The organism is Paenibacillus hodogayensis (genome assembly GCF_039536325.1).
GTDB lineage: Bacteria > Bacillota > Bacilli > Paenibacillales > NBRC-103111 > Paenibacillus_AB > Paenibacillus_AB hodogayensis.
The window spans coordinates 13,813-27,763 of the sequence record NZ_BAAAYO010000008.1; the positions used below are offsets into that span (position 1 = coordinate 13,813).

Below are 13,951 nucleotides of genomic sequence, written 5' to 3' on the forward strand. Positions count from 1 at the left end.
AAAAAGCGAGGGAACGCCCTTGTCGAGCCTATCCACTTATGTCCCGCATGATATGTATTATATGTATTGGGAACGAAAGGAAAAATTTTTGCTGTATGAAGATATCGATGAGAACTGGACGATGTATGCTGTGGAGAACGGGTCGTTTTACTATGAAATCGGGGAAGAGCAGGGAACGGCTTCTTTGGGCGACATTGTGATTTGTCCTCCCCGAACCCCTTTTAAACGTGTCGTGATTTCCCCTCTGTCCTTTCATAATATAAAAGTCGAATTGCGTCGTCCCGATCAGGAGACACAGCTGGAACAGCACGAAGATCCATTGTTTCCGGGACGGAAAGTCAGCATCGTCGATTTGGAACGTCTGCGGTTCAATTTTGACCGTTTGAAATTTCCCAAGTTAAGAGCGACACCATCCGGCCGCCGAAAAATAAGTCACCATATTCTGGATATCTGGTACTTGATCTGTGACGAATGGGACGATGCAAATCAGACATTAGCGCATGCAATGCCACATACAGCGGATGATCCCGATATGACCTGGGCAGCGCAAGAATTGAAACGGCAGGCTTTCGAAGAACTGCAAATCAAACATCTTGCCACAGCGCTTGGATTGACGCACACCCAATTTACAATTCGATTCAAAAAGGTCTACTGTACCACACCCCATAAATACATGACGTCATTAAGGGTGGAGAAAGCCTGCACCCTGCTGCTGGAAACACAGATGAATTTGAATCAGATATCAGAGTGCTGCGGCTACCAGAACGGGTATTATCTGAATCGGGTGTTCACCAAAGAAATGGGTATGACTCCAGGAAAATACAGGAAAATGCATCAGATTTGATTCTGGAAAGGAGAACCACTTCTAACCTAAAGTGTGGTGAAAACTCCGCAGCAGGAGCAGAAGGGGCCACCAATCGCTGTTGTTCTCGAAAATCCGGGAACAAAGGCGAACGCTGAAGCGGCCCCCTCCCTCTGCCATCGTTGTTCACCGCGCATTTTGTATATCCGCGGTTACGTATTGTCCCTATGTTTCTTGCTCCGTCCATTCGAGAGCATGACTACCTGCGGGACAAAGCCGTCCTCTGACGATCGCTTCGCAGCCTTCGGGCACAACTAGCTCCAAGCTGATCCGCTCCTCCTTCCTGCGCACATCGATATGAAATTCCCCGGCAGGAGTGGCGACCGTTCCCTTGGCATGCGCCATGCCGAATAACCGGGGAGCTACATGCACCCGCTTGAAGCCCGGGGCCGCAGGACTTACTCCAAGAATCTGCTCCGCCATAAATACGATCGGCATTGCTGCCCAAGCGTGGCTCGCGCTTTGATACCGCACGTCCCCTTGTGCAGTTCGGTAAAATACTTCCCAGTTTTCCCATGTCGTCGTAGCCCCTGCCTCCACCATGGCGCCGTACCTTTCGCGAATCATCTGCAGGACGAGACCAGATTGCCCATGCATGGAAAGCGCCTGATATACGCTCAGCATAAAGTAGGGACTGGCTTTAAGAACCGGATAGCCGCCTTCCCGGAAAAATACGTTCCGGACGATGCAGTCCGCCCGTCCCTCTCCCGGGCGGTGCAGATGAAGCAACGCGAGACTGTTCGTAATCTCACTGACCTTTTCGCTCTTTTTGCCGTTCACGACGCAATCGGCGTAACCTCCAGCAGCTTCATTCCATAAAAGCCGTTTGATGCCGTTTTCCATCCGATCAGCCAAACCTCCGAAGACGGCAGCAGCTTCCGCATCGTTTTCTTGATCGGCGAAATGGACGGCGACACGCAATGCTTCCAAATATTGCAGGTTGAGCGCACCGATTATACCGCCCCTCGCTACATCTGGGGCCGATCCCGCTGGCAGTTCCCCCCAATCGATAAACGACCAGTATGGAACATCCTCAAGCACGCCTTCCTCGTTTATATACGCAGTAAACCAGCGCAGCGCCAGGACGATGTTCGGCCACCATTCTGCGATCGGGCTGTTGTCGGCCGTGTAGAACTCGTAGTCGCTGAATGAACAAATCCACTGCAGGCAAAAAGACGGGATCGGGGGAAAGTTATGATGGCCGTCCGGATATCGAGATTTCGTCATCCCTGACTCATCCTGAGATTGTCCGACCTGCATGAGCAGCTTCGCGTGCAACCGGCTGTCACCAGTAAAGTAATAGTTGTAAATAGACTGTACGCGTCCATCCCCCATCCACTGCTGTTGTTCGCGACTGGACGAGTCCAGAAAACCGTCCTGCATGCAGCAGCGCAGCGTATGGGCCGATATCGTCCATATGCGCTCCAGCTCGCGATCCGGACACGCAAAACCCGAGGTTCGGGATACGGGGTAATACTTCGTCCGGATACCGACACGATGGAACGTGAGCGGCCCCTTATGGTTCCGCACGCGAATCTGCACGTAACGGAACGCCTTCCAGCCAAAGGCAATCTCCAATTCGTTGCGTCCACTGGCTAGAACGAACCGGTCGAAGGAGCGGTTGTTGTTCACATTCAGCAGTGCTTTACCTTCCCATAATTCTTCGGCATAGACCACATCGAGAATATCCCCTTCCGTTCCGGTCACGTCCAACTGCAGGAAGCCAACTTCCATACGGCCGAAATCAAAGGTGACAACGGATGCCTTTCCATGCTCTGTTCGCTGTACGGTATCATCGGCCGTCCTTACACGGTCCAAAGGAGAAACGGTCAGGCCGGCCTCCTCTTCAATAATCTGCTTATGCAGCCGTACCACAGCCTCCAGCCGTTCGACCAGCTCGCCGATCCCCACGATACGGCAAGCTGTAACCTCTCCTTCTTCAAGCAGCGGAATGTCCCGCGGGACGAGGTTCCAGAACGGCGATAATTGGCGGTTCCGCGCTTTGGCCTGCACCCAATCCCCATCGTCGTATCCAGGCTTCTGCCACTGCCCATCCTCGAGCCGAGCATCGTAAACTTCCACCGGTCCTTGACAGCCGTTAATACGCGGTGCATTCCTTTCATAGGCGGGATGCAGGCTGCATTTCCAGCTTGCGTCGCTTGCGATCCGCATACAGCCCCCGTCCCCGTTATCGACAGTACATTCCACCAACAGCGCCGGAATCCGGTGAACGGATTGTCCCGTGCCATAACCGTAGTGGAGAGCGAGAACGGCAATCGTATTTCGACCCGGTATAAGCAAGGCGCTGATCTCCCATACGTCGTAATATTGCCATCGCGGATCACTCCGGCACGGCCCCCTGCCCACGTAATGGCCGTTGATGTACAGCATGTACCGGGAGTCCGCAAAAATCCGAAGCTCGCTTCGTTTGGCGGACTCGGGCAGTTCGAATTCGTGGCGGAACCGACAAAACGAATTTCTAGGCTGCTCGTAATGCGTCTCGACCTCGGACGGATGCCAGATGATCGACGTCCGACGATCCCACAGGATTTTTTCATGTACCGGACGCTTACGGAAAAAACGATGCATCCGACTTCCCGCGGCATGACCCTCCTTAGCGGGTTGCAATTCTTCGACAATCATCGAATAAACCATCCTTTCACTTGTTATCGGGCTGATTGTTCTTGCACTTCGTTATATTTTTTCTGAATCGCTTCCTGTGCATTGCGATTCGCGGTATTGATGTCCAGTTGATTGGTGTTCATTCCCTTGATCTGGGCGGCAAACACGGCGTCCCCTTGCTCTGTAATTTTGTCTGCGACGTAAATCGATGCCTTGCGGTTCTTAACCGCATCCACATGCTTGCCGAGCTTCTCTCCTTTCTCGAAGATAGCCACCGTATCCTCTTGCAGTTCTCCGCTGAGCAAATAAGAGAGCACCTCAAACGCCGCTTCCTTCTTCTTGCTGGTCGATGTGAGAACGAATACGCCTCCTTCAGGCGGCACTATACCCGGAGCATCTTGAAATGAAGGAAAGGTCACAATATCCCAGCGAAATTCCTTGTCGTATTTCTCTGCGTTCAAGAACAGCTCCCGCACCGATCCCGCCCACATGGCAAAATTTTTGTCGTTCGTGAACGTCGCGATTCCGTTCGGCGGCGCCACTCTGTTTTGTTCGTCATAGAGCCGTTTATTTACGCGAAATAGTTCCACCCATTTCTGCCCGGATAAATCGACCTTTCCCTGCTGGTTGACGTAATTGAGTCCCTGCTGCCAAGTCAGGACGCTAGACGGATTGTTCACATGCAGCCCGTAATAGGATTGGCCTCCATCCATCCGCGTCAGTTTTTTGCCAAGATCGATCGCTTCATCCCATGTCATCCCGTCCTTCGGGTACGATGCACCGAATTTATCGAATAGATCTTTATTGTAGGCGAGCGCATAGGTCGAGTATGTTTTGTTCGTGGAATCGGGCATAGCAATCAGTTGTCCGTTGCCGCTGTAGCGTCGGATCGATTCCAAGTTTTCTGGGCGAAACGTATTCAGATTGAATTGGTTTGCCGAGACCATCGGACTTAAGTCGGTGCCCAGCTTCAACTCCTGCACTTCGGGAAGCTTTCTGTACACCACATTAATCAAATCCGGCATATCGTTGGAAGACAGCAGCTTCTCCAGTCCCACGTTCACGCTTCTGTATTCGAACGTGACATACGGGAATTTCGCTTTCACCTGCGGATTTTCCGATATTTTCAGCTTAAACTGCTCTTCCGTTCCCGTCATTCCGAAAACGAGCGTGACAGGCTCATTGCTTTTCGGTTTTGCCTCACCCGGAACAGGTGCTCCTGTTGCTGACGGATCACTTGGCTTGCCGCATGCGGCCAACGAAAACACAGCGAAAGCGCTTACTAAAGAAAACTTCCAGATTCTCTTCATCTTTTCCATCGACTCCCTCTTCTTCGCAACTTTTTGGACAGCATCATAGCTGCAAAGCCATTCGCAACATTCGCTATCATTTTCTTTTGAGCAAATTCCGCGTTTCACTATCCATCGTCCGCATCCACGAAAAATCGGCATTTAGGGGCGCCTCCTCAAACCTATTCTTCATTTGCATTATAGAATTAAACAATACCAATAAAAATGCATTTTCTATTTTGAAATCATATACAAACTGTCGACGGCAATTCGGGGAGGGGATAAAGTTCTTGTCATGAAGAAGAACTTACGCAAAGCTTTGGCGGGGAGGATACGGCCGCTCCGGATCGCCATTCACGTCAACCAGCTTCATCATCTGCTCGGTTTTCAAGCGCTGCCTCGGAAAAATATCCTCGCCGTCCATATTGGCCGAAGGAATGGCAAATTGTACTAGCAATCTATCGGGTTAGCACTGGCAAGAGTCTGTGCTGCGGCCGCTCTTTCTTCTTAAAAACGGTGTGAGCTTTATCCCTATTTTACTTAATATAGGAACTTTCGGTTTCAGGCTGCGTCCATTAAAGTATGGAACTCTAGAGTAAGGGAGCTGTCAACCGATGAAATTACGCCGACAAACCGATTACCTCTTACAACATTGACGGACAGACCGCCATTTTGCTGAAAGATTTGCAGGATCAAGGCAGCGTCACGTGGGACGAACAAGCCAGGAAGGTCACCTTTACCGCCGCAGACAATCCATCGCCCGGTACTCCGGCTGTGGAGAACGTCCCGCTCGTCATCCATACAGGTCAAGAAATCGAGCTGAAAGACATCGCCATCGGCAGCGAAACAATCACCTATAGCGGGCAAACGATCGGAACGATCGCTAACGGCCGGCCGATGATCTCGCTCGCTTTTATGGCGCAAGCGCTCGTGTACCGGTCCGTGACGGTGCAGCCAAGAGCGATTTGTTTCGAGAATGGTTCTTACGGCGTGGAGCTTTTCCCCTACCAGGCCAGTGCAGAAATGCGGGTAGCCCTCCGATGGATCGGCGGCGGAATTGGGTACGTGGAAGTGAACGCGGCTCCTGCCGATTCGGCCGACGATGTGCTCATCGACGAACTGGACCTGAAACAGATGTTCGGCTATGAATCAGAGTGGAATCCCGAGACGGGCAAGCTCCAAATCCGCTATATCGACTATATCGTCGACGACTACGGCTTGTCGGACGAGTACCGCAACTATTATTACGACCTCGGCGCGGTCGGCTATTTGCCACCTCAAGTCCGTGAGATGCCGAAGCTATTCTTGAGAAACAGTGGAAATTACAGCGCCGCTACAACGTCCGCAAGCTTGGAAGGGCAGTCGGGCACTTATGAAGACGGCGGGCGAAGCGGGTTGTCCAAAATATCGGTTTCGGACTGGCCTCGAGCCTTTGCCGCTCACCTTTTACGATGTTTATCTGAAAGTGGGCGAACGAATCTTGTACAAGGGGCCACTGGAGTTTCGCTGGTCGATACAAACGGTAGAACCGGTCATCAACTATCCGGAACCGTTCAGCTCCGGGAAATTGAGCCGCCTCCACTTCGAAGAACCGGTACAAGGATACATCGAAACGAACGAGTCGGAAGTCCAATTCAGCGGAAAAGCAAGCGTTCGCGTCGGCTCATCGCTGACCGTCATCGTCGAGAAGCAAATATACGGTGGCGGCTATGAAACGGTAGAAAACCGCGAGGTTCCTTTCGATGGCGATCGCTTCGCCTTCCAGGTTGCCCCTCTGGACGACCCGAGGTATTTGACACGCATTACCATCAGGAGCGTCCTCTCCAACCCGAGAGGCCAGTCCTTGATCGACGCGGCCCGGTTTTATATCAAGAAACCGTTCAAGCCGATAACTAGTCCGTTATAGGCTTTCGGTAACATGAAGATACATCTGTTTGCAGTCCATATTTCGTTTTAATGTTTCTATCGTTATGGGACTGGGACGGGTGTAGATTACGGGATAATCCACTTCGTCGTGTGGTTCACTCTCACCTTCTTTCATTTGACGCCCCCCGAATCGCCGCTTATAATCGATATGTCAGAAATGGAAGCATGTTTGGGGGATACTTGATGACCTTTAAGAAAACGATTCAATTGACATTGGCCGCGTTCTTGTTGATCGGGGTGTTAGGCGCATGTTCGGACGAGGAACAAGAGGCGGCAGCTCCCCTTCAGGAAGCGAGCGCCCTGGAAGAATCGGCAGACAACACAACTCAGCGCAAAGAAGCGGAAGAGGCGTTCAAACGGACGGTCCATACCAATTGGGATTGGAACGACCTGCGCATGGTTCGAACGGATTACGGCGAATACATAGCATGTCCGAGCGCTATCGGACCGATGATCGTTTACGATGCAGACGAGCGCAAAGTATACGCGCTGAACGGACAGGCCCGCGGCCGGCTGAAGCTGGATATTCGGGACAATTTTAATTTGATCGATGCGGACTACATTAAAGTATGTACTCGAATCGTGGAAAAACAAGAAGCCGCCCCGGCTGCGGCGAAAGACCGTGCGGCGCTTATCGCGGCGATAGAAAGCGGCAATCCGGCGAGGGTCCGGCAAACGCTCGACAAAGCTTACATCAATGAAATGGACAAGGCCGGCAAAACGCCGCTCCACCGGGCTCTAGTCATTCCGCCGTATAAACGTCACGAGATTGTCGACATGCTGCTAGCTACAGGGGCAGACACGAACATGAATGGGCCGGAAACGACTCCGGCCATTTCCCTAGCCGCTATGAAGCAAGATTTCGTAATGTTTCGAAAGCTGATGGACGCCGGCGCCGATATCCGCAAGGGCGATTGGGAGGATGCGCGGCCCTTCATCTATGCCGCGGCCAACGATGCCCGCGACATTATCGATTTCTTGCTCCAGCAAGGAGAAGACGTAAATCGGCCCGATTCCGTCGGACTATATCCGGTCGATCACGCACTTGTCACCGGCCAAGAGAACATGGCGAATTACTTGAGAAGCCTGGGCGGCAAGAGCATGCTGGATCTTGCCAAAACCAAAGCTGACGCACAAAAGCTTTTGAAGCAGGCCAAGATTGAAGAGACGCAAAATTTCCTGGAGCTGCAGGTCTTACTCCATAATAATATTTTTGTCACCAAAATGATGTTAAAAGCCGGCTATCCGGTAAACAAAGTAATGAACGAAGCGCTCCCGAACATCGCCGGTCTCGGACGTTATGAAATGGTCGAAGCTTTATTGGAAGGAGGCGCCGACCCGACAATCAAGGTTGACGGAAAAACCGCTTTGGTGGAAGCGAGGACGGCTGGGCACGAGGAAATAGTCAAGCTTCTGCAAAGCTTCGGTGCCGATCCGAACGTCAAAGCGACAAGAAAACCCGGAATGTGGCTAACCGCAACGCGATCCGTTCCCGGCTCGCCGGTCGCAGCCGCTGAAACTGCCGCACCACCGGCCAAAGCGCAGGAAACGGCGGGAACAGCCCGGCAAGCAGATAAACCGCCGCAACCGAACTCGCCTGTGCCGACCGTGAAACCGGGAGATCCGGTGGCCGAACAATCCACGGCGCCAGATGAACTGCCAGACGGAGTTCTGAAGCCCGGTACAAAAGGTCCCGGAGTCAAGGCGGTGCAGGAAACGCTTCTCAAGCTCGGCGAATCGATGTCTAGCGGGGCGGACGGCAGCTACGGAAAGGAAACGACGGAGGCGCTGAAGTCATTTCAAAAGAAAAATGAGCTTACCGCAGATGGCATCTATGGGCCGTCGACCAAAAAAGTAATGCTGGAACAACTCAAACAAAGCCGATCCGGTTCCCCGTAAATAGGTACGCAAACTAAAAGGTCATCAATCGATGACCTCTTGTTCGGCTATGAAGCTGGTGAGAAGCTTGTTCAACTTGGAGATCGTATCGAGCAGCTCGTTGACTTCTTCCGGCAAAAAGCGTAAGGTTTTGTGTTAATCAGTGTCCCGCTCCTTTCGCCTCAGGCGAGGGGAGCTTTTCTTTTATGTATGAATTGACAAGTGCAGGCGAGGGCGTATTCCTGTTCGTTAATGGTTATCCTATAAGCGAAGTCTTCCCGACGGAAGGAGGAAGCAGAGGGGCTATGGACGATACGAAAGCGTACTTGAACAAGCTTCACGAGACGCAAGCGAAGGATGAGAAAAACCGGAGAACGCACGGCAAGGGCGATCCCGACCGGAAGCTGCCCGGCAAGCAGAAGGAACGATAAGCTTAGACCTCACTTTGTGGGGTTATTATATCGGGAGGTGGCAGGAGATGCCCCGTCATCGGCGCAAAGCGTTCAAGGAGCAGCAAAATATGTCCAGCATGAAGGAAGAAGCGCGCACGCTGCACCCGGAAAAGGCGAAAGCTTTTCCACCTTCGGCCAACAACATCGGCAAGCAAAGCTGAGTCTTTCGGTTTGATATAAAACGAAACCCCGTTCGAAATGAGCCGAATCGACGTCATTTTGAATTGGGGTTTCGTTTTTTTACTCGAGAGGCCGGGGTTATCCTTGATCGTGACGATCGGACAATTCCTTGAGATCGCGCTTCTTACCAGCATAAGAAAACATCCTATTTCTATTTTGAAAATCAATCAAGTACCTCTTGAAAGCTCCAAATTGGATCTTCATTAGGTCTAAATAAGCCACCTGTCATTTCAATAACTCGATTTCTTGCAATTTTCCTTTTTTCTTCATTTAACCAAGTAAAATCATCGTCTAACTCTGCAAACTCTGCTTCCAGTATATACTTTAATGTTTTATCCACATGCTCCCTTATTAATTCATCAAGATAAGCAAAACTTATAAATCCACATCATGAACCCTATTTACTGTCGTCAGACAACTGCTTCGGTAATAGCCATATTGAGTAGTTACGTACGCCATTCTTGGCTGAAATAAGCCGGTCTCTCGCGATAATTTCATCGCACGGACTGCTGACGAACAAAAAGCCGGCGATCGCAAACGCCGGGCGGATTGCCCGTGCTGGTTGCGTTTCGCCGGCTAAGCGGATTCGGAATAACTAATCTGTCCGGTAGTTCAGCGTCGCCATGTCGAATGTGAGTTCATACTCTCCCGCCTCTCCTTTTTGAAAAGGATAATAAAAAATAGACGGCCTGGTAAAAAGTTGGCGGTCTATTTTCCCTTTCTATATTCTATTCCCTTTTAATCAAGGACACGTGGACTCATTGCCAGAGCGAAGGAACAGCGGCGAGGTGATCCATTTGAAGAGATTTGCCATCCTGCCGCACCTAATTTTGCGCGAAGGAATAATGTAACACTGGGCAATTCATTTACCGGGGAGTGGGCGCTATGAGATGGGCAGACTGTGTCGGCCGCTACAAGAGCTATATAAGTTTGGGTTCCACCTGCCAAGTGGCCTATCAGTTGAACAGGCTGGGTCTGCGTCAATCTGCGGGTCCGCTCGACTGGTTCGTGTCTGAATCTGTGCCCGGAGTTGTGAATCTGCTGCATCGTCAATTCCGAGGGTTGATGGATTTCAACAATCTCGAACTGCTCGATAGAACCCGGGAATGTTTTGTCGTCCGAGATAAAATGTACGATATTATTTCTTTCCATGATTTTCCAGTACATGCGGCCCGTTGGTGGGATTCCTACCCTTCCTTTAAGGAGAAGCTTGACCGACGCATCGACCGATTCTGGTACACGACTCAGAACAAGCCTATCCTTTTCATTCGAACCAACACGAGCGAACAGGAAGCCCGGTTATTAAAAGCAGCCCTGGATAAGCTGCTGCACGGGAACTTCGGACTGCTGATCGTAAATTTCGACACGTCCCCGATCCCCAGAGTACTGGAAGAAAACTGGCGGCTTGAAGGCGTTTGCTGTGTAACCATTCCACCGGGATATGATTGGAGAGGAGCCAACGATGCCTGGAACCATATCATGAGCGGCTTCACGCTGCAGGTCTAATCAGCCTTCCAGCGTACGACACCCATATGGTACCGGTGGTGGGGGGGCGCTTTATGGCAGAGTAAGCCGTGACAATCGTTCAATCTTCCAACTGGGCAACTCGTTATTTTTCCCAAATCTCGACCAGCCGACCTTCAGGATCTTCAATCCAAATAAACTTTCCAAATTCACTCTTCACTGTACCATTTTTTTACAAACTCCTGTCCGTCATCAAATTTTTAACTATCCGATTACATTAGTTATTCGAGATTTAAATATAATTTCCTTTTTCAACTATCCTGCTGACAGGGGGCGGGAGACAGGCGTACGGAATCTTCGCCGCCAATGCTGTATCCTTGCTTCCGGCAGCGCCTGTTGCAGTCGAAAGCGTATATGACCCTTATCGAACGCTGCCGCTTGCTCTGGTCGCACCCTATCGGGAACCAGAGGTTCACGAATCGGTTATTACCCTGGTGACGGAGCAGGTTTCGGCTCAGTCCGGCGGAGAGATTCAACTGACGGAAAAGCCCGGTGCCCAGCCCGCGGGAAGTCTTAACTCGTTCAGTCATTGGGATGCCGTCGGGCATACGCTGTCCTGGTACCTGTCGCTGGAAGCGCCGGGGCAATACGCGGTTATGTTTCGTTATGCGGCAGCACTGGATCAATCCCGGCGAACGTTTCGAATGGACGGATTGGAAGCCGTGAAAGTCGTGTTTCCCAAAACGGACGGCTGGAACGAATGGAAGGAAGGCTGGATTCGGCTGGTCCGTGTAGGAGCACAGTAGCCTAGCTGCGGCCTAAACCGTTTAGGCTAGTAAAAAAGCCTCTTGGTCGGCCTAAAAAGGGCCGCCAGGAGGCTTTTCCGTACTGTTATGTAAGTTGAACGAAATCACTTCCTGGAAACGGCCAAGTGAAATGGAGAAAGGGATCTGCCTTGCAGCGAGTTTTGGCTTTCAACCCCATTCCGCTGCGTCTTTTTTTCAATCCAGGAGTTGAAAACAACATGTCTGAGCAGCAAGGCAGTCCTTTTCGGAAATGGGCTTCCCAAACATTCGTTCAACTTATATCATACTCATGATCTAAAGCCACCAACCAAAACGGGCTCCCTGCCGCCTTACCGTAGAACTCCTAAAACTGAATCCTTGAACTTTCTTTTACATCCGCAAACCAACATAGAAGACTATTGTGATGCTCGATAATGTTCTCAGCGCTTAACTCGCCCCTCTTCCAAGTGCTATGAGCGTCTTTTGCGAGAACCACATCATACCCTAGACTACGAGCTCGACGACAAGTCGTATCTATACAAAGTTCGGTTTGGATCCCTGTCAGAATGAGTTTTTTTATTCCTCTATTTAATAGTTCGCTTTGTAAATGGGTTTCATGAAAAGAGTCTGGAGTTGTTTTTTGAATAACTGCATCCCCCTCATTGGGACGAATTGCAGGATGGAATTCCCATTCTGGAGCTCCTGGTTCGAGAAGTTCTCCAGGTCCATCGTTATGCTGAACATAGATAATCGGGGTTCCAGCGAAACGCGACTTTTCAATTAGTGTTTTTATATTTTCTATCAAACCATCAGCGTTATGTACGGGATCACTTTCAGGAAACATCCCAACTTGTACATCAATCACCAATAGAGCCACGTTATTATCCATACTAGCCTCCCATTTAGCATTTGCGCCTCATTTGATTGTAACTGGAACTTGCAGATCACAAACTCACGACCCGGATCGTACTCCTATTATATCTTATCTCTTAACCAAGCGGTCGCGGAATAAATGCAAAGGCTTCCTGCGGGACATCGAGTCCGTGACTTCTTACTTGCTGCGCTCTTGTAAGAACGGCCGCACCTTCCAGTAAATTGAGTGCAATTTGCACGACCGTTCGCCTGTCGGGAGGCTCCAAGAAGTCCCTTTGACCCAGGCGTTAAATGCCCCCATAGCCGGACCGCACCAAATCTGATAATCGAGTCTGCGATGCTCGGTCCCCTCGATCGCCCAGCGGCTGGCCTTGCCGAGATACCAGCGAAAAATTAGCGCCATCTTATGCTTGGGATCCTTCAAGGCCTTGGCAAGTTGTCCGGGGTCACGATTTTGGAAAAACTGCTGCGTATCCTGCCAAATATGTTCCAGCTTTTCTTGGAACACTTCCTTTTCCAACTTCAGGATTTCTTCACGCGGTATGTCTTCGAGCGAGCGGTAAGCTCGGTACAATTCCTGCAATTTGAAGCCTCTGGAACTGAATAACGTTCCCCGCTTAAGAACCTGTACCTTCACTCCCTGCTCGAACATATCTCCTGCGGGAGCCATGATGACATCGGCCAAATCCGCTGCCGCCAGCATCTTCTTTCCTTCCGCTGACAATCCGGACTCGATCGCCGATTGATTGACAGAACCCGTCATCATGTACGCAGCTCCGAGGGCAAAGGCGGCGGCGGCTGCAGTAGGAGTTCCGATACCTCCGGAAGCACCGACCCGGATCGGCCTCGTGTAGGCAAAGCTGCGCATCAATTCATTCCGAAGCCCCAAGATCGTCGGAAACAAAGCCGCCAATGGACGATTATCGGTATGCCCGCCGGAATCGGACTCGACCGTAATATCCTCCGCAAGCGGCAGATGGGCGGCAAGTCTGACTTCTTCCTCGCTGAGCAGCCCTTTGGCCAGCAGCGCCTCCAGCATGCGAGCAGGCGGCGGCGACATGAAATGCTTCGCTACCTCCGGGCGGGACACTTTGGCAAACAAATAATGCTTGCGGCGAATGGTTCCGGCGGCATCCAGATGAAGCCCGCTGCAGGCGTATCGGACGACTGCGGGTGTTAAACCCATAAAAGCGGAAGCCGACACTCTGACAACGCCCCGTCGGAGAAAGAGATCCACGGTCTTCTCTTCCATCAGCGGTTCGTTCGGACTGTGGATCAGATTGATCCCCCAAGACAGCCCTTCCGGATCCAGGGCAGATTGGATTTCGATTATCGCTTGTTCGATACGTGCAGGAGAAAGCCCGCCCGCCCCGAAGAAACCTAGCATTCCGCTTCTGGCCATAGCAATGACCATTTGCGTTGTCGCAATTCCATTCGCCATCTCCCCGGCAATGTAAGCAAACCGAACGCGATGAACGTTTAGAAAGGAGCGATCGCCCAGCCACTCGGGATACATAGCCGGAAGTACCGCTACCGTCGGATATACGCTTACGCTAACCGAGGCAGAGGACGAATTCAGGCTTCCCCCGACGCCAAGTCCTAGAGCTCCGTCCTCTCCCA

13 protein-coding genes are annotated in these 13,951 nt (G+C 51.3%); 8 read left to right on the forward strand and 5 right to left on the reverse strand.

What is annotated here, in order from left to right; translation table 11 throughout:
* The first annotated feature begins 61 nt into the window (after nt 1–61).
* A complete protein-coding gene (locus tag ABD796_RS15905; protein ID WP_344909135.1) occupies nt 62–844 on the forward strand; it encodes a helix-turn-helix domain-containing protein in 783 nt (260 codons plus the stop codon).
* Between the two features lie 183 nt (nt 845–1,027).
* Here the strand turns inward: ABD796_RS15905 and ABD796_RS15910 are convergent, their stop codons facing one another.
* Both ABD796_RS15910 and ABD796_RS15915 read right to left on the reverse strand, forming a co-directional pair.
* On the reverse strand, nt 1,028–3,505 hold the full coding sequence (locus ABD796_RS15910) for a family 78 glycoside hydrolase catalytic domain (RefSeq protein ID WP_344909136.1): 2,478 nt from the start codon (nt 3,503–3,505) through the stop codon (nt 1,028–1,030).
* 23 nt (nt 3,506–3,528) lie between these two features.
* Complete coding sequence (locus ABD796_RS15915) at nt 3,529–4,794, reverse strand: ABC transporter substrate-binding protein (protein WP_344909137.1); 1,266 nt, start codon at nt 4,792–4,794, stop codon at nt 3,529–3,531.
* Between the two features lie 274 nt (nt 4,795–5,068).
* Between ABD796_RS15915 and ABD796_RS15920 the strand changes: the two genes are divergently transcribed.
* The 5 genes from ABD796_RS15920 (at nt 5,069) to ABD796_RS15940 (ending at nt 9,190) form a co-directional block, all read left to right on the forward strand.
* Complete coding sequence (locus tag ABD796_RS15920) at nt 5,069–5,227, forward strand: hypothetical protein (RefSeq protein ID WP_344909138.1); 159 nt, start codon at nt 5,069–5,071, stop codon at nt 5,225–5,227.
* A 218-nt stretch (nt 5,228–5,445) separates the two neighbouring features.
* Entirely contained in the window at nt 5,446–6,486 is a 1,041-nt protein-coding gene (locus ABD796_RS15925) for a stalk domain-containing protein (protein WP_344909139.1), read from the forward strand.
* 396 nt (nt 6,487–6,882) lie between these two features.
* The gene (locus ABD796_RS15930) at nt 6,883–8,598 is read left to right on the forward strand and encodes an ankyrin repeat domain-containing protein (protein ID WP_344909140.1); all 1,716 of its coding nucleotides are present in this window, start codon (nt 6,883–6,885) and stop codon (nt 8,596–8,598) included.
* A 284-nt stretch (nt 8,599–8,882) separates the two neighbouring features.
* Entirely contained in the window at nt 8,883–9,008 is a 126-nt protein-coding gene (locus ABD796_RS35655; RefSeq protein ID WP_120747935.1) for a DUF4023 domain-containing protein, read from the forward strand.
* Between the two features lie 47 nt (nt 9,009–9,055).
* Nucleotides 9,056–9,190 carry a hypothetical protein gene (locus ABD796_RS15940; protein ID WP_344909142.1) on the forward strand — a complete coding sequence of 45 codons (135 nt, stop codon included), beginning with the start codon at nt 9,056–9,058 and terminating at the stop codon, nt 9,188–9,190.
* A gap of 182 nt (nt 9,191–9,372) precedes the next feature.
* Here ABD796_RS15940 and ABD796_RS15945 read toward each other — a convergent pair whose 3' ends face one another.
* A complete protein-coding gene (locus ABD796_RS15945; RefSeq protein WP_344909143.1) occupies nt 9,373–9,549 on the reverse strand; it encodes a hypothetical protein in 177 nt (58 codons plus the stop codon).
* Between the two features lie 545 nt (nt 9,550–10,094).
* Here ABD796_RS15945 and ABD796_RS15950 point away from each other — a divergent pair.
* Nucleotides 10,095–10,715, forward strand: coding sequence for a DUF1796 family putative cysteine peptidase (locus ABD796_RS15950; RefSeq protein ID WP_344909144.1), 621 nt, complete (start codon nt 10,095–10,097; stop codon nt 10,713–10,715).
* 452 nt (nt 10,716–11,167) lie between these two features.
* Nucleotides 11,168–11,479, forward strand: coding sequence for a carbohydrate-binding protein (locus ABD796_RS15955; RefSeq protein WP_344909145.1), 312 nt, complete (start codon nt 11,168–11,170; stop codon nt 11,477–11,479).
* 343 nt (nt 11,480–11,822) lie between these two features.
* On the opposite strand, the gene ABD796_RS15960 is transcribed toward ABD796_RS15955, so the two are convergent.
* Nucleotides 11,823–12,347: a cysteine hydrolase family protein gene (locus ABD796_RS15960; RefSeq protein ID WP_344909146.1), complete on the reverse strand. Its 525-nt coding sequence runs from the start codon at nt 12,345–12,347 to the stop codon at nt 11,823–11,825.
* Between the two features lie 162 nt (nt 12,348–12,509).
* Nucleotides 12,510–13,847 carry a PfaD family polyunsaturated fatty acid/polyketide biosynthesis protein gene (locus tag ABD796_RS15965; RefSeq protein ID WP_344909147.1) on the reverse strand — a complete coding sequence of 446 codons (1,338 nt, stop codon included), beginning with the start codon at nt 13,845–13,847 and terminating at the stop codon, nt 12,510–12,512.
* Between the last annotated feature and the right edge of the window lie 104 nt (nt 13,848–13,951).